Source organism: Pseudomonas sp. NPDC087697 (assembly GCF_044743155.1).
Classification (GTDB): domain Bacteria; phylum Pseudomonadota; class Gammaproteobacteria; order Pseudomonadales; family Pseudomonadaceae; genus Aquipseudomonas.
In genome coordinates this window covers 1-16,479 of record NZ_JBIUVW010000044.1, presented here as the reverse complement: position 1 = coordinate 16,479, position 16,479 = coordinate 1, and the positions used below count along the sequence as shown (strand labels likewise).

Below are 16,479 nucleotides of genomic sequence, written 5' to 3'. Positions count from 1 at the left end.
TGATTTTGGGCGCCCTCGGGCGCCCTTTTTGCTTTTCAGATCGCCCTCCTAATTTGCCCGGCGCACCGAACAAAGCTGTCTAGACTTCAGGCAGCCAGCAACGGAGCCAATGCAGATGAGCAACAACCGAATCATGGGATTGAACAATGCCCGCGAGCTACTCGACGTGCTGATCCGCGCCGGGCTGATCGCTGTACTGGTGATGTTCTGCTTTCAGATCTTCCATCCGTTCATGAACATCGTGTTGTGGTCGGTGATTCTGGCGATCACGCTTTACCCGCTGAATCAGAAACTGGCTGCCACTCTGGGCGATCGACACGGCTTGGCCGCAGTGATTGTGGTGATCCTCGGGCTCGCCTGCCTGATCGTGCCGATGGGGCTGCTGGGCGCCTCGATTGCAGATTCCGTTCAGGCCAACATGCACACAATGCAGGGTCGGACCTTCGAGATTCCGCCGCCGCCTGCAGTCGTGCAAACCTGGCCGCTGATCGGCGAGCCGCTGTTCAGTCTCTGGACCCATGCCTCGGAGAACCTGAGCTGGGTCTTTTCGCAAATCGCACCGCACCTCAAGGATTTGAGCAGAACCGTGCTGACCCGACTGGCCGGCGCCGGTGCAGGGATCATGGTGTTTGTGCTGGCGCTGTTCATTTCTGGTTTGATCATGGCCCATGGCGACAGTGGCCAACGCACCGCGCTGGCCATCGCCACACGGATTTCCGGTCCGGAACACGGCCCCGGACTGGCGTCGCTCTGCACCGCAACCATTCGCGCCGTGGCCCAAGGTGTGGTCGGTGTTGCCTTTATCCAGATGGTGCTGGTGGGCATTGGCCTGGTGGTGATGGGTGTTCCGGGCGCAGGTGTTCTGGCGTTGCTAGTGCTGTTGGTGGGGATCATACAATTGCCCACGCTGCTGATCATTACTCCCGTGGTGCTCTACGTTTTTTTCCGCGACGGCGTCGGTGTTTCGAGCATCATTTTCACCGTGTGGCTCGTGCTCGCGGGCCTTTCCGACAACGTGCTGAAACCCTTAATGCTGGGCCGCGGCGTAGCGGTGCCGATGCCGATCATCCTGATCGGCGCCCTCGGCGGCATGCTGAGCAGCGGCATCATCGGGCTGTTCATCGGACCGGTCCTGCTTGCGATGGGTTACCAGTTGTTCATGTCATGGGTGTATCAGCCGCCACCGGTCACTACTTCAGAATCGGGTACCGCGGATCCTGGCAAACCGTTGGACTGAGCGCTGGATGAAGGAGCTGGATGGCAGGGCCACACTGGCACCGAGAGTTGGCAATTTATCGCACAAGTTTCCGAGTGTATCGGGTAGCAACCTTGAGCGAGAAAGATCGCAGCCTGCGGTGACTCAGTAGTAACGTCGCGGGTCGGAATCGATCAGGCTGGCCAGTTTGGTCAGGGCGAAGCGCAATTCGTCCTGGCTGGTGGGCGACATCAGCACCAGCCGCACACAACGGGTAATCCCGGAGCGTTCGGCCTGGAACTGGGTGCCACTGAGTACCAGCACACCATTGGCCCGGGCCAGCATGGTGAACTCGTCGCTGGTCCACGGCTCGGGCAGCGTCAACCAGACGTGGTAGGAATACGGCTGGGTCTTGAGCTCGAAATTGGCAAAGATTTCCCGGGCAATCGCTTGCCGCCCGGCGGCTTCGTTGCGCTGGATGCGGATCAGTTTTTTGTCGAGGCCTTCGGTGATCACATTGCTGGCCAATTGCGCGGTCAGCGGCGACGGCATCCAGACGCTACTGCGCACCATCGAGGTCAGGCGCGACAGCAATTTGGGCGGGCTATAGATATAGCCGACGCGTAGCGCCGGCATGACCGATTTCGACAGACTGGTCAGGTACACCGAACGATCCGGCGCAAACGCCGACAACGGCTTGATCGACGGGTCGGTGGCGAGGAAGCCGTAGATGTCATCATCCAGGATGATGAAGTCGAACTCTTCGGCCAGTGCCGCGATTTGTGCTCGGCGTTTTTGCGACATGATCGCCGCCGTCGGGTTCTGGCAGGTCGCGACGCAAACCAGCATCGCCGGTTTCTCCCGTAGGCACAGTTCGCGCAGTGCTTCGGGAATGATCCCTTCATCGTCCATCGGTACGCCACGCAGGCGGCGCTCAAGACCATGGGCCAGGGAAATGATGCCGGGGTAGCAAAGCTCTTCGCAGAGCACCAGGTCACCGGCGTTGGTCAGGGCGCTCATCGCGACCATCAAGCCATGCTGTGCACCGGCGGTGATTACCACTTGCTGCCATTGCGCATCGGGCAACGAATGGCGCAACCACTGCGCACCCGCCTCGCGATGAGCCGGGTGACCGCCGTCCGGCGCGTAATCCAGGGCACGGGCGAAATCGGTGCTCTTGGCCATGCCCACCAGCGCGCCGCGCAACCAGTATTCCAGGGTTTCGCTGTAGGGCTTGATGATCGACAGATCGAGTAATTCGGATTGCCCCAGGTTCAGCGGCGCGGCGCTGTTGCTGGCTGGCAGTTCCAGCTGCTTTTGATTGAGCACATAAGTACCCCGCCCGACTTCCCCCTGCACCAGACGACGTCGATGGGCTTCGCTGTAGGCCCGACTGATGGTGCCCGGCGTGACATTCAGGGTGGTGGCCAGCTCCCGCAGCGTCGGCAGGCGATCACCTTCGTTCAATACGCCGTTGCTGATATCGCGCGCCAACGCATCGGCAATCGATAAATACATCGGCTGGCTGAACTCGCTTAGCTGGGGAACCCACATGAATGATCACTGCCCATCGTAGAAATGATGAATATCCGAGCATATCACATGGAGGTTAGGCAACTAATAAATCGATCAAATCGATAAATTGAGTCGATTGATGCGACGATTGAATCGATATGTATTGCGCCGCGAAGATATTTTTACAAGAACTAATAATCTTATAAATCAAATAATTAAACACCTAATAGCCGAAAAACAAGCACTGATAGCAAAAAAACATCTCGTAACAACCACGCCGTCTATTGAATCAACTCAATTCATTCAAATACACTCATCACGAATCGAATCAATCGACTCAATCCACCCCCCTGATCACTGCGCGACTCTGCCGCGCCAAGTCGAGACATCATGGACACACTCAGAAAGGATCTATCCCTGTCAGCGGTCATTGCGGGCTTCATCGCCGTGATCATTTCCTATGCCGGCCCTTTGATCATCGTGTTTCAGGCAGCCAAGGAAGCCCATCTGCCCAACGACGTGGTGTCTTCGTGGATCTGGGCCATTTCCATCGGCAGCGGCATTACCGGCCTGTTCCTGAGCTGGCGCCTGCGGATTCCGGTGATCACAGCGTGGTCGACGCCGGGCGCGGCGTTGCTGGTGTCGATGTTGCCCACCGTTACCCTGCCCGAGGCCATCGGCGCCTATGCAGTGGCGTCAGTGATCATCGCCGTGGTCGGTTTGTCCGGGGCGTTCGACAAACTGATGAGTCGCCTGCCCAAAGCCATCGCCGCGGCCATGCTCGCGGGCATTCTGTTTCGCTTCGGCGCCGAGCTGTTCACATCGATCAAGCTGCAACCGGTGCTGGTGCTGTCGATGATCGCGGCCTACCTGATCTTCAAACGCTTTTCGCCGCGCTACGCCATTCTCTCGGTGCTGATTATCGGTTGCGCCGTGGCCGCCTCGTTCGGTGAACTCAACAGCAGCTCGATCACCATCGCAGTGGCCCACCCGGTCTTCATCGCCCCCGAGTGGAGCTGGCACGCAATCATCAACATTGGCCTGCCATTGGCCCTGGTGACCCTGACCGGCCAGTACGTCCCCGGCATGGCGGTGTTGCGCACCTCGGGCTACAACACCCCGGCGCGCTCGATCATTTCGATCACCGCGATTGGCTCGACTCTGATGGCCCCGTTCGGCTCCCACGGCTTTAACCTGGCAGCGATTACGGCGGCGATCTGCACCGGACGCGAAGCCCACGAAGACCGTGACAAACGCTACATCGCCGGGATTGCCTGCGGGGTGTTCTACATTCTGATGGGCACCTTTGGCGCGACCCTGGCCTCGGTGTTTTCCGCCCTGCCTAAAGAGTTGATTGCCTCCCTCGCCGGCCTGGCCTTGTTCGGTGCAATCAGCGCCGGGCTGACCGGCGCCATGGCCGACGAGAAACAACGTGAAGCGGCGCTGATCACCTTCCTGGTCACCGCCTCGGGCATGAGCTTCCTCGGTTTGGCCGCGGCGTTCTGGGGCTTGATCTTCGGCCTCGTGGCGCACTTCGTGCTGACTTACACCCGGGAAAGCAAAGCCGCCGCCATCGCCGAGGGCAGCCGACCATGAGCCTGCAGAATTTCGACCCCGCCATCGCCCGCCTGATCGACCGCGAACGCAATCGCCAGGAAACCCACCTGGAGCTGATCGCTTCAGAAAACTATGTCAGCGAAGAAGTGCTCCAGGCCCAGGGCTCGGTGCTCACCAACAAATATGCCGAAGGCTATCCGGGCAAGCGCTACTACGGCGGCTGCAAGGTCGTCGACGAGATCGAAAACCTGGCCATCGAGCGCGCCCGCAAACTGTTCAACTGCGAATACGTCAACGTCCAGCCGCACTCCGGGTCCCAAGCCAACCAAGCGGTGTTTCTGGCGGTGCTCGAACCCGGCGACACGATTCTGGGGATGTCCCTGGCTCATGGCGGGCACCTGACCCATGGTGCTTCGGTGAATTTTTCCGGCAAGTTCTACAAGGCACTTTCCTATGGGCTGGAGAAGGAAACCGAGACCCTCGACTACGCCGAAATGGAAGCGCTGGCCCGGGAGCACCGGCCGAAGATGATCATTGCCGGGGCCTCGGCGTATTCCCGAACCATTGACTTCCAGCGCTTTCGCAACATCTGCGATGAAATCGGCGCTTACCTGATGGTCGACATGGCGCACTACGCCGGGCTGATTGCAGCGGGCGTGTACCCGTCGCCGGTCGGCATCGCCGACTTCATCACCTCCACCACCCACAAAACCTTGCGTGGCCCGCGCGGCGGTCTGATCCTGGCCAAAGCTCAATACGCTGCGCTGCTAGACAAAACGATTTTCCCGGTTTACCAGGGCGGGCCGCTGATGCACGTCATCGCGGCCAAGGCCGTGGCGTTCAACGAAGCCCTTGGCGATGGGTTCAAGCATTACCAGCAACGGGTGATCAACAACGCCCGGACCATGGCCGACATCCTGACCCGCCGTGGTTTGCGCGTGGTATCCGGCGGCACCGACTGCCACATGTTCCTGCTCGATCTGCGCTCGATGAACATCACCGGCAAAGATGCCGAAGCGCTGCTGGAAAGCGCCCACATCACGCTAAACAAAAATGCGATTCCCGACGACCCGCAGAAACCGGCGATCACCAGCGGCATCCGCATTGGCACGCCAGCACTGACGACCCGTGGCTTTGGCGAGGCGGAGTGCGCTGAAGTGGCGAACCTGACCGCCGACCTGCTGGAACAACCGAACAACGCGGCGCTGCTGGATAACACTCGGCGCCGGGTGATGCACTTGTGTGAATGTTTTCCGGTGTATCTGCCGAGTTGATTGCTGGAGGAACATACCGGATAGGGGACTCTATGTAGTGGTCTAATAAAACCGGCCACCCATTTAGGCGTGAATGCTCGCCAGACAGGTTGGACTGAGCGCGTGCAGGAACAATTCACTGCAATAACAAGAAGCCCCGCAGATGCGGGGCTTTTGCGTATTCGGTGGGAGATCGTGACGCCAGACCCGGAGCCGTCACACCCGCGTCAGAGTTTGGCGATCGACACCTCGGTGGATTTGACGAAGGCAATGACCTCGCTGCCCACCACCAATTCGAGATCACGAATCGAGCGTGTGGTAATCACCGAGGTGACAATTCCGGAGGCGGTTTGCACATCGACTTCAGAGACTACCGGTCCTTCCAGGATTTCCTTGACGATGCCTTTGAACTGATTGCGGACGTTGATCGCTTTGATGGTCATGACTACGCTTCCTGTCGAATTGGGCTACGCGAGCACTGCTGTGCGAGGCCCTAAAATGCACCTGATCGAACACCAAACAAAGGAATAAATAACTAGATATTTATTTCTTTTAGATATAAGCAATGGATTGCGTCGAGTTTGCGATAGAACCTCTTGGCTTCGCTGCGGCCCAATTTCTATTCATCAAATCCCGTCTGGAGGTTGTCATGCGAACGCTCGAACTGGCCGGTGTGTCCGTCCCTGTCATTGGCCAGGGCACCTGGCGCATGGGTGAAGACCCACAACAACGAACCCATGAAATCGCCGCATTGCGCAGCGGTATCGAGCTGGGAATGACGCTGATCGACACCGCAGAGATGTATGCCGAGGGTGGTGCCGAAGAAGTGGTTGGCGAAGCCATTGGCGGTTTGCGCGATCAGGTGTTTCTGGTCAGCAAGGTTTATCCGCACAACGCCAGCCATCGCGGTATTCCCCAGGCCTGCGAGCGCAGCTTGCGCCGTTTGGGCACCGACTATATCGATCTGTATTTACTGCACTGGCGTGGCCAGTTTCCCCTCGAAGAAACCGTCAATGCCTTCGAACGCCTGCGCGATGACGGCAAGATTGGCCGTTGGGGCGTGTCCAATTTCGATATGGCCGACCTGCACGAATTGGCCTCTGACGCCTGCGCGACCAATCAGGTGCTCTACAACCTTGAGGAGCGCGGTATCGAATTCGATCTGCTGCCCTGGTGCCGGCAACAGCGCATGCCGTTGATGGCTTATTGTCCGATTGCCCAGGCCGGGAGCCTCTTGGTCGAGCCGACACTGAAGCAGATCGCCGCACGCCATAACGTTACTGCAGCCCAAGTGTCACTGGCCTGGCTGCTGCGTCAGGACGGTGTGATTGCCATCCCCAAAGCCGTACATCCTGAGCACGTGCGGTTGAATGCCGCCGCTGGCGAATTGAAGCTCGACGCTGAAGATCTTCAGGCGCTTGATCGAGCCTTTCGCGCCCCCACCCGCAAGCATCGACTGGCGATGGTCTGAGGCTTAAAACAACCCCAGTTGCCCACCAATCAGCGTGCTGAAATCGTCGTCAACAAACGGCAGGATCGCGTCGGCCACCGGTTGCAGCTGGCGACTGACGTAATGGTCGTAGTCAATCGGCGCGCTGCGGGTTTCCAGCGGTTCGGGCCCCGCCACCGTGATCACATAACTGATCCAGCCGCCGCTCTGGTACTGGCGCGGTCGGCCCTGTCGATCGTTGTACTCATCGGCGAGGCGTGCGGCACGCACATGCGGTGGTACGTTGCGTTGATAGTCGTCCAATGGACGGCGCAGGCGCTTGCGATAGATCAGCAGCTCATCGTGCTCACCGGCCAATGTCGCGCGCACAAACTCGCGAACATAATCCTGATAAGGCCGACGGTGAAAGATCCGCAGGTAGAGTTCCTGCTGAAATTGCCGGGCCAGCGGCGACCAGTCGGTGCGCACGGTTTCCAGGCCTTTGTAGACCATTTCGTCAGTACCGTCGGCGCGCGTTACCAGCCCGGCATAGCGCTTCTTGCTGCCCTCCTCTGCGCCGCGAATGGTCGGCATCAGGAAGCGCCGAAAATGCGTTTCGAATTGCAGTTCGAGCACGCTGTGCAATCCGAACTCCCGCAACAAATGATCGCGCCACCACTGGTTGACGTGCTCGACCAGCGCCCGGCCGATCTGCGCCGCCTCTTCTTGACCGTGGGCGCGCCGCAGCCAGACGAAGGTCGAGTCGGTGTCGCCATAAATCACCGCGTGCCCTTGCGCCTCGATCAGTTGACGAGTCCTGAGCATGATCTCGTGCCCGCGCAAGGTGATCGACGATGCCAGGCGCGTATCAAAAAACCGGCAGCCACTGGAGCCGAGCACGCCATAGAAGGCGTTCATGATGATCTTCAGGGCCTGGGAAAGCGGCGCGTTGTGCTCGCGTTTGGCAACTTCCCGGCCTTCCGATACACGGGCGACAATCGCTGGCAGGCAATGCCGGGTCCGTGAGAAGCGCGCGCCACGGAAACCCGGTACCGACTCGCTGTCGTCGGGGTGACGCAAACCTTCCACCAGTCCCACCGGGTCGATCAGAAAGGTACGGATGATCGACGGGTACAGACTCTTGTAGTCGAGCACCAGCACCGACTCATACAACCCGGGTTGCGAGTCCATGACAAAACCACCGGGACTGGCCTGTGGTGGACGCTCGCCAAGGTTTGGCGCCACAAAACCCTGACGGTGCATCAACGGCATGTAGAGGTGAGTGAATGCCGCTACCGAACCGCCACTGCGATCTGCCGGCAAACCAGTGACGCTGGCGCGCTCCAGCAAAAAGGTCAGCAGTTCGGTCTTGTGGAAGATCCGCGTCACCAACTCGCAGTCCTTGAGGTTGTAGCGCGCCAGTGCGGGCTTGTCCTCGGCGAACATGCGGTTGATTTCGTCCATGCGCTGATACGGGTTATCGATCGACTTGCCTTCGCCCAGCAGCGTCTGCGCGACGTTTTCCAGGCTGAACGAGGGAAAGCTCCAGGTCGCCGAACGCAGCGACTCGATGCCATCGATGATCAGTCGGCCAGCTGCTGCGGCAAAGAAATGATTGTTGCCCGAACCGTGTTCGCGCCACTGCATTTCCTCGCCGCCACGCCCCAGGCGCAACGGCACGGCCAGACGCCGCGCATGCTCGTGCAGCACACGCAGGTCGAACTGCACCAGGTTCCAGCCGATGATTGCATCAGGGTCATGGAGCGCAAACCACTCGTTGAGTTTTTTCAGCAACAGGGTTCGGGAGTCGCAGTACTCAAGCGCAAAATCCACCAGCGAGTCGTCGCCATTCGGCCCCCCGAGCATGTAGACCTGGCGCTGACCACAGCCTTCGAGTGCAATCGAATACAACTCGCCCTGCTCGGTGGTTTCGATATCCAGCGAAACCAGTTTCAGGCTCGGGCGATAGTCCGGTGCAGGTTTGAGATGAGCGTCAAGCAGCGTGCCGGAGTCGTCTGCCGTTCCAGTAAACGACACCGGCGCGGTGATAAAGCGCTCCATCAGGTAGCGTTCCGGTGGCCGAATATCTGCCTCGAAGACATCGATACCGGCCCTGCGCAAGAGCGTGTCGAGGTGCATCAACTGGCGGTGCTGTTGGCAATACAGTCCGAACACCGGCCGATGCTGAAAATCCTGTAGCCCCAACGGCCGTAACTCGACACCCTGCTCACCGCGCAACAGCAACTCGGCCTGCTCGCGCTGCTGCTCGGGAACGAACGCCACCGACGGCTGAACCGGCAGCCGGACAAGCCTTGGGCCTTGATCGGTCGCCAACCAGAACTCGACTTGCGTGCCAGCCGGGGTGTCGCGCCAATGCCGGGTCAAGACGAAGCCCTGCTGTAAATCCACCACTGCAACCTCGAAGACTATTTCACGGGATGATTCTACGCGTCATCGGTGCTCACGGCTGCCTTTGCGTTTGTCCCGCAAGTGATTGTAGGACAAGGCTCTAGGCCGACCCTGCAGGCGCCAAAGCGTTTTATGTAGTGATTAAAAATATTCACTACAAAACCGTTGACGAGTTGTTTTTCCCCTTGCATGATGCGGACGTCTCCCCGATCGGGAGCATTGGCAAAAGTGTTGTGAAAAGGCTCGACTGACCGCCGAGCTGTTCCCGGATGTGTACTGCCCACAAGGCAGATTGATGAAGCTGACCTGGCATGCGCGTCCAGTACAAGGACGAGAAACGCTGGCGATCAATCCTCAAGATGCTTGTGGCCGAGCTGATTTATGTCGGTAGCAACTTCCAGGAAATCGCTGTTTCTCCCCTCTGTGCCGCAAGTGCGTAGCAGTTTCTCGGCAAGACTACATGCATCCTGCTCAAGGCCCTGCCGATATTCGGCAGACACCCACTGTCGCCCTGGTTTCGGTACCAGATATCAACTTACCGATGTAGAGAAGTGAATTAGCGAACCAACTAGACAGATCAAACACTGGTCAAGGGGCTTACACATGAATCTGAACAATCAACCGACTATTGATGAACTGGCTCGGATGTTCGCGGCACACAAAGACAGCCATGACAGCCATATCCTGTGGATTGCCGAGTCTGGCCAGGTGCACATCGACTGCCTGTCGCCCCACGCCCATGAAGATGAGTTCGAAAAGAACAAACGTGACTTGCGTGCCCGGCTGAAGATGTACCGTCGTGGCCAGGGTTATGTTGGCAAAAAAGCCGCCGCTGACAAAGACTTTGTCGGGCGTGTTCTTGAAACGCTGAATCAGGCATGGAAGAGCGCACAGAATCAGTCCGACGTGTGCGTAATTGATCGCTACTGCTAAGTGTGCCAGGACGCTGATAACCCGCCCGGGTTATCAGCGACTGCCAGGAATGCGGTCACTCTCGCACTGAGCGCGAAACAGCACTGCTGATAGCTGAAACACCCTTCCATGACGCTTTTAGCCCCCCTGAATGCCGCTTTGCCCTCTTGCTCTGTTGGCGTGCGTCTATGATTCTGTATAAGCGTCAGCGCGCTTGGCGACGCCTAATAAATACAACACCGGAGAGGCCCCCATGAAGACCGTCGCGCAACTGCTCAAGTTAAAGGCCGAACAGAACCAGCAGGTTCATACCATCAACTCGCATCAGATGGTGCTCGAAGCCCTGATGGTGATGGCCGCGAAAAACGTCGGTGCATTGCCAGTGCTTGAAGAGGGTCGGATCGTTGGCGTGATCAGCGAGCGCGACTATGCGCGCAAACTGGTGCTCAAAGGTCGCTCCTCGGTGGGTACGCCCGTCAGCGACATCATGAACTCGCCGGTGATCACGGTGGACTCCCATCAATCCGTTCAAACCTGCATGAACATCATGACCGACAAGCACCTGCGTCATTTGCCGGTGGTGGAAAATGGCCAACTGCTGGGTTTGCTGTCCATCGGCGACCTCGTCAAGGAAGCCATTGCCGAGCAGGCCGAGTTGATCCAGCAGCTGGAGCAGTACATTCGCGGCGAATAGTGTCCTTCGCCCATCAATCGAACCACTGACTGCGCATTCTTCATCATCAAGAACTGATCCTCAAGAACGCGCAGTTTTTGGTTGTGGAGCCCGCTAGCTACTACCGCTCTCCGTCCCGCCTTGTCTCAATCCCCGCACTTTAAATTTGCTCTATCGCGAGGCACTTCTATATTCATTTAACTGCCTGCAGCTTCCGACTTCCCCTGAGCGCGAACCATGACCAGGACTGATCATTTGATCATCTGTGAACATTGCGATTGCGTGTATGAGAAAGTCGCGCTCGCCAAACATCAAACCGCGCTGTGTCCGCGTTGTGGCGGGGTGCTTCAGCGCTACAACGGAATGTCGGTGGAGCAACGCCTGGCCTTGAGCCTGACAGCCGCCGTGCTGTGGATTTTCGCCAACTTCTATCCGGTGATGAGCATCAGCCTGCAAGGCCTGAAGAACAGCGCCACTTTATGGGACTCGGTGCTGGCGCTCAGCCAAGGGCCGATTACCTTCATGGCCATGGTCGCGGCCATCGCCATGATCATCGCGCCGATCATTCAACTGCTGTTGCTGGTCTGGGTGCTTAGTTTCGCCCTTGCGTCCAGGCGCTCACCGGCATTCAAGCTGTGCATGCGCTGGCTGGAAACCCTCAGGCCCTGGAGCATGCTCGAGGTCTGCCTGCTGGGGGCGATGGTCGCGGTGTTCAAGCTCGCGGGTCTGCTTGATGTGCTGCCCGGTATCGGCCTGTTTGCCCTCGCGGTGCTGAGCCTGCTGCTGATCCGGATTGCCGGCCGCGATGTTCGTGACCTGTGGGATACCCTATGAACAGCGCACCTGAGGCCCGCGACCTCAACCTTTGCCTGTGCCACAGTTGCGGCAATGCCTGCGACATGACCGACCACCCTCACGAGTGCGAGCGCTGCGGCGCACCCTTGCATGTCCGCAAAGCCAACTCACTGGCCCGGACCTGGGCCTACCTGTTGGCCTCATTGGTGTTTTATGTCCCGGCCAATCTGCTGCCGGTGATGAACACCAGCCTGTTCGGCAGTGGCTCTGAAAGCACTATCATCGGCGGCGTGCTGGAGTTCTGGGAACATGGTGCCGGGGACATTGCGCTGATCATTTTCATCGCCAGTATCGCGGTGCCGGGCATCAAGTTCGTTGCCCTCTCGCTCCTGCTGATCACGGCACAACGCGGCAGCCACTGGGCCCGTAAAGAACGTTCGAAGCTCTACCGTTTCGTCGAGTTGATCGGCTACTGGTCGATGCTTGATGTGATTGTCGTCGCGCTGGTCGCGGCGCTGGTGAAGTTTCAGGCGCTCGGCGATATCGAGCCCCGGCCGGGGATTCTGTTCTTTGGCCTGGTGGTGGTGTTCACCATGCTGTCGGCGATGAGTTTCGACCCACGCCTGATCTGGGAAAACCGAAAATCCGAGGAGGTCAGGGATGAAGTCGCAAGCCACTGAGGGGCCGCCACTGCCCGGCCACGCCAACATCAAGACCCGTCGATGGAGTGTTTCCCTGGTATGGATCGTACCGATCGTGGCGGTGTTGGTCGGGATTTCCCTGGTGGTGCACAACATGCTGCAACAGGGGCCGACCATCACCCTCAACTTCAAGACCGGCGAAGGTCTGACGGCTAACAAGACCGAGGTCAAATACCGCAACGTGGTGATCGGCCGTGTCTCCGACGTCGAATTGAGCGACGATCAGAAGAGCGTCAATGCCACGGTAAAACTCGTCAAGCAGGCTGAATCCTTCACCCGCGAGGACTCGAAGTTCTGGGTCGTGCGGCCACGCATTGGCGCTGGTGGCGTGTCTGGAGTCGACACCTTGCTCTCGGGCGCCTTTGTCGGTGCCGACGCCGGTCACGCCGATGCCCGCGCCAAAACCTTCACCGGCCTTGAGACCCCGCCCCCCCTCACCTATGAGGAACCGGGCAAGCATTTCATGCTGCACACCCAGGATCTCGGTTCACTGGATATTGGCTCCCCTGTTTATTACCGCAAGATTCCGGTTGGCCAGGTCGTCGCCTATACCCTGGATTCGGAGGGCAAGGGTGTGGACATCCAAGTCTTCGTCAAGGCGCCGAACGATGTCCACGTCACCGAAAACACTCGTTTCTGGAATGTCAGCGGTATCGCCATCGATGTCGGCGCCAATGGCTTTGCGGTCAAAACCGAGTCACTGTCAGCCTTGCTGGTGGGCGGTATTACCTTTCGTGCTCCGGATTACAGCCCCAACGACCAACCGGCGGCCGAAGACAAGAACTTCGAGCTGTTCGACGATCAACAGACTGCTCTCGCCCCTCCCAACGGCAAGGCGCAATTCCTGTCACTGCGTTTCGATCAGGAGTTGCGCGGGTTGAAGGTGGATGCCCCCGTGGAATTCCGGGGACTGGAAATCGGCAAGGTGGTCTCGATCAACCTGGATTTCGACGAGAAGACCCGCAGTTTCCCTATCAACGTGGGCATAGTGTTCTACCCGCAACGCTTGGGGCAGGCCCATATCAAGATGCTCAAGGCCTTGAACCACAATCCCGACGACGAACAGGCTGGCATCCGGCTCATGGGCACGTTTGTCGAGCATGGTTTGCGCGCTCAGGCCCGCAGTGGCAGCTTGTTGACCGGGCAGTTGTACATTGCGCTGGACTTCTTCCCCAAAGCCGAAAAAGTTGCCTTCGATCCCAATGCCCGACCCGTCCAGATACCCACCGTTCCCGCCAGCCTCGAACAGCTGCAAGAGCAGCTCCAGGCGATGGTCGACAAGATCAACAAACTGCCGATCGAGCGCATCGCCAACAACCTGGATAGCAATCTGACGGAACTGCGCAGTGGCCTCAAGCAGTTCAACAGCAAGACACTGCCTGGTGTACAGAACACCTTGCAGGACATGAGCAAAACCCTGCAATCGGCCAGCTCTACCCTCGCCGAAGACTCGCCACAACGTCAACAACTGAGCGAAACCCTGGACGAACTCGGGCGTGTGTCACGCTCGCTGCGGGAGTTGTCGGACTATCTGACCCAGCACCCGGAATCCTTGCTGCGCGGGCGGCCCAAAGGTCTTCCCGTACTGAACCTGCAACCGTCTTCGAGCAACTGACCCCAGGAGCACGCCCATGCCTTTATCGCTGAAAGTTTCGTTGCTCAGTCTGGCGGTATTGCTCGCTGCGTGCCGCAGTGATCCGATTCATTACCACACCCTGACTCCGGCCCAGCCAGCCACAGGCTCGCGGGGCGGCGCGGATATCCAGATTGAGCGGGTTACCGTGCCGCCTCAGGTCGACCGCCCGCAAATCGTCATTCGCCAAGGCAACAGTGGCTTGGCAATTCTGGAAACCGAATGGTGGGGGGCCAGCCTGTCCGACGAGTTAAAAAGCGCCTTGGTCGATCAGCTGTCCGGCGCGACGTCTCAGCGCAAAGTATCGCTACGGGTCGATGTTCAGCGTTTTGATTCTGTTCCCGGTCAGTACGCACTCGTCGATTTGAAATGGCGCCTGAGAACTGTCGAAACTGATACAAGCAGCGCACCGCTGACCTGCCGCACGACGCTGCAAACGCCGGCGGGCCCGACCATTGATGATCTGGTGGCAGCTCATCAGAACAACGTAAAACGACTGGCCAGTCTGATCAATAAAATGGTCAGCGCGCCCTTCAACGGATGTCCTCCTGCCGAGTAGCGGGCGGGCTGTTCATATCCGTGGCAAGCATCGAAAGGGCTGTCGTAGTCACGCCTTCCTTACTGAAGAGCCTGATCGCCTTGCAGAGGAGACACTAGCGGCGCAGGTTCGGGCACGACCGGCAAGTTTTTGGCGAGACTGCCTTCTATCTGTCCCGAAATGTAGTAGACCCCCGCCATTACCCCGTTGGCCTCGTTCTCCATCAACCCGAGCCACGCTTTGTCGAACGCGTCACCCAGGCTTTTGCGTAGCTGCACTTCCGTCGCTGGTCGATCATTCTCGTTCGAGAAGGCGCCGATACCCGCCGACACAACGGAAATTACTGCGCCTGCCACTCGGCCAACTGCCGCGGCAACAGCGCCAGCGGCACTACGGGTGGCGATCTGGCCCTCGAGCTTTTCACCGGCTCGCTTGGCCACCGACGATATACCGGCGTCCGATAACCCAGCCCCCGCACCGCTGTTAGCGCTGCGGACTCGTTCGATCAAGGCCTGATAGGCTGGCAGTTTGGTAACCGGTTCGGCGTGAGCAATTTGATAGAGCGAAGCGTTGCGCGCAGGTGGCGGTGCCAGCGCAATGGCTGGAATGTCGTTGAGTCGACGGTCGAATTGATCTTGAGGTGCACTGTAGTGCTGTTGGATCTCCACGAGATGCGCGTCGAGGGTCTGTAAATAGAGGGTAATTGCGTCGGCCATGATCACGTTGGGATCGGTGACCTTGGCGACAGGGTCCAGCACGCGCTCATGGTATTGCTCCTGTAGGTAGACCGTTAACCGGTTTACCACAGGATCGACCTCTCCCCCGCTGCTCATCTTGTACCAACCCACCTTCGCAGACAGCCATTGCTGGGTCCAATAGCTGGTAAACCACGGGATGAAGTCTGTTTCGGTGCGCTGGTAGACCATCTCTCTCCAGCGCTCCATGGCACTGCGTGTGTAACGTTTGACTATTCCTTTGGAGGCCAATGAAGCGGCGTCTATGTCTTGATCAATCTGCTGCCAGGTCGCTTCGGAGATCACAACCGGCGCAGTCGGCTCCGAGGCGCGATGTACTGTGGCACATCCTGCCAACACTGCTAGCAAGACGACAAGCAGGAAGCGCAGACTCAAGATCGCAGTCCCCTGAAAATGACACGACAGCGCTAACCTATCCGCTGTCCGAACGGAACAGCCAGCGTTTCCAACCACTGTATTTTGAGTATAGGTGGCGAAAGGATGGACAAAGAATCACGATGGGAGCCTAAGGTTTTGGTGAAGTAGAACAGCCTCACTTCAATAAAACCGCATGCCCGGATGCTATGGAAATACGTTAGAGGACGGAGTCGTCATGGTTTACCGAATCACCGCCGACACGTTGGTACTGTTTCATCTGTTGTTCATTCTGTTCGCGCTCTTCGGCGGCCTACTGGCGCTCAAATGGCGGCATGTGATCTGGTGGCACCTGCCCGCAGCTGTGTGGGCCGTGGTAGTCGAAGTCTTCCAGTTGACCTGCCCGCTGACCCGCTGGGAAAACCTTTTGCGCCAACCCGCCGGACAGTACGGTTACGGTGACAGTTTCATTGAGCATTATGTATGGCCGTTGATATACCCGGCCGGACTGACTCCGGCGATACAGCTAGGGCTGGGTAGCCTGGTTTTGCTGATCAACGTGATTGTCTATGTGCGCCTGGCCAGACAGTGGAAGCTAGCGCGGGCAACGTAGTCGGGTTGCTCGCGTACTTTTTCGCAGGCAAAACAAAACCCCTACCTGCAGTCGCAGATAGGGGTTTCGGAATTTAATCTTGACGATGACCTACTCTCACATGGGGAAACCCCACACTACCATCGGCGATGCATCGTTTCACTGCTG

15 protein-coding genes are annotated in these 16,479 nt (G+C 58.4%); 11 read left to right on the top strand and 4 right to left on the bottom strand.

Annotation, left to right across the window (positions count from 1 at the left end; all coding sequences use genetic code 11):
- The first annotated feature begins 115 nt into the window (after positions 1-115).
- On the top strand, positions 116-1,237 hold the full coding sequence (locus tag ACIPIN_RS23830) for an AI-2E family transporter (RefSeq protein ID WP_401122928.1): 1,122 nt from the start codon (positions 116-118) through the stop codon (positions 1,235-1,237).
- 123 nt (positions 1,238-1,360) lie between these two features.
- On the opposite strand, the gene ACIPIN_RS23825 is transcribed toward ACIPIN_RS23830, so the two are convergent.
- Complete coding sequence (locus ACIPIN_RS23825; protein ID WP_401122926.1) at positions 1,361-2,749, bottom strand: PLP-dependent aminotransferase family protein; 1,389 nt, start codon at positions 2,747-2,749, stop codon at positions 1,361-1,363.
- Positions 2,750-3,100: 351 nt separating this feature from the next.
- On the opposite strand from ACIPIN_RS23825, the gene ACIPIN_RS23820 reads away from it, so the two are divergent.
- Both ACIPIN_RS23820 and glyA read left to right on the top strand, forming a co-directional pair.
- Positions 3,101-4,306 carry a benzoate/H(+) symporter BenE family transporter gene (locus ACIPIN_RS23820; protein WP_401122923.1) on the top strand — a complete coding sequence of 402 codons (1,206 nt, stop codon included), beginning with the start codon at positions 3,101-3,103 and terminating at the stop codon, positions 4,304-4,306.
- Entirely contained in the window at positions 4,303-5,541 is a 1,239-nt protein-coding gene (gene glyA, locus ACIPIN_RS23815; protein WP_401122921.1) for a serine hydroxymethyltransferase, read from the top strand. The genes ACIPIN_RS23820 and glyA overlap by 4 nt, the downstream gene beginning before the upstream one ends.
- Before the next feature lie 206 nt (positions 5,542-5,747).
- Here the strand turns inward: glyA and ACIPIN_RS23810 are convergent, their stop codons facing one another.
- A complete protein-coding gene (locus ACIPIN_RS23810) occupies positions 5,748-5,963 on the bottom strand; it encodes a molybdopterin-binding protein (RefSeq protein WP_054598130.1) in 216 nt (71 codons plus the stop codon).
- Between the two features lie 206 nt (positions 5,964-6,169).
- On the opposite strand from ACIPIN_RS23810, the gene ACIPIN_RS23805 reads away from it, so the two are divergent.
- Positions 6,170-6,991, top strand: coding sequence for an aldo/keto reductase (locus ACIPIN_RS23805; RefSeq protein ID WP_401122918.1), 822 nt, complete (start codon positions 6,170-6,172; stop codon positions 6,989-6,991).
- Between the two features lie 3 nt (positions 6,992-6,994).
- On the opposite strand, the gene ACIPIN_RS23800 is transcribed toward ACIPIN_RS23805, so the two are convergent.
- Complete coding sequence (locus ACIPIN_RS23800) at positions 6,995-9,358, bottom strand: DNA polymerase II (protein ID WP_401122915.1); 2,364 nt, start codon at positions 9,356-9,358, stop codon at positions 6,995-6,997.
- Between the two features lie 603 nt (positions 9,359-9,961).
- Here ACIPIN_RS23800 and ACIPIN_RS23795 point away from each other — a divergent pair.
- The 6 genes from ACIPIN_RS23795 to ACIPIN_RS23770 all read left to right on the top strand — a co-directional run bounded on the left by ACIPIN_RS23795 (position 9,962) and on the right by ACIPIN_RS23770 (position 14,631).
- Positions 9,962-10,291 carry a hypothetical protein gene (locus ACIPIN_RS23795; protein ID WP_401122913.1) on the top strand — a complete coding sequence of 110 codons (330 nt, stop codon included), beginning with the start codon at positions 9,962-9,964 and terminating at the stop codon, positions 10,289-10,291.
- A 232-nt stretch (positions 10,292-10,523) separates the two neighbouring features.
- Positions 10,524-10,964, top strand: coding sequence for a CBS domain-containing protein (locus ACIPIN_RS23790; RefSeq protein ID WP_401122910.1), 441 nt, complete (start codon positions 10,524-10,526; stop codon positions 10,962-10,964).
- A gap of 216 nt (positions 10,965-11,180) precedes the next feature.
- Positions 11,181-11,777 carry a paraquat-inducible protein A gene (locus tag ACIPIN_RS23785; protein ID WP_401122907.1) on the top strand — a complete coding sequence of 199 codons (597 nt, stop codon included), beginning with the start codon at positions 11,181-11,183 and terminating at the stop codon, positions 11,775-11,777.
- A complete protein-coding gene (locus ACIPIN_RS23780) occupies positions 11,774-12,418 on the top strand; it encodes a paraquat-inducible protein A (RefSeq protein ID WP_401122904.1) in 645 nt (214 codons plus the stop codon). The genes ACIPIN_RS23785 and ACIPIN_RS23780 overlap by 4 nt, the downstream gene beginning before the upstream one ends.
- Positions 12,399-14,054, top strand: a complete 1,656-nt coding sequence (locus tag ACIPIN_RS23775) for an intermembrane transport protein PqiB (protein ID WP_401122902.1) — start codon at positions 12,399-12,401, stop codon at positions 14,052-14,054. The genes ACIPIN_RS23780 and ACIPIN_RS23775 overlap by 20 nt, the downstream gene beginning before the upstream one ends.
- 16 nt (positions 14,055-14,070) lie before the next feature.
- Positions 14,071-14,631 (top strand): membrane integrity-associated transporter subunit PqiC, encoded by a 561-nt coding sequence (locus ACIPIN_RS23770; RefSeq protein ID WP_401122899.1) that lies wholly within the window; start codon positions 14,071-14,073, stop codon positions 14,629-14,631.
- Positions 14,632-14,690: 59 nt separating this feature from the next.
- On the opposite strand, the gene ACIPIN_RS23765 is transcribed toward ACIPIN_RS23770, so the two are convergent.
- Entirely contained in the window at positions 14,691-15,740 is a 1,050-nt protein-coding gene (locus tag ACIPIN_RS23765) for a hypothetical protein (RefSeq protein ID WP_401122897.1), read from the bottom strand.
- 217 nt (positions 15,741-15,957) lie between these two features.
- Between ACIPIN_RS23765 and ACIPIN_RS23760 the strand changes: the two genes are divergently transcribed.
- Positions 15,958-16,332 (top strand): DUF2784 domain-containing protein, encoded by a 375-nt coding sequence (locus ACIPIN_RS23760; RefSeq protein WP_401122894.1) that lies wholly within the window; start codon positions 15,958-15,960, stop codon positions 16,330-16,332.
- Positions 16,333-16,479: the final 147 nt, after the last annotated feature.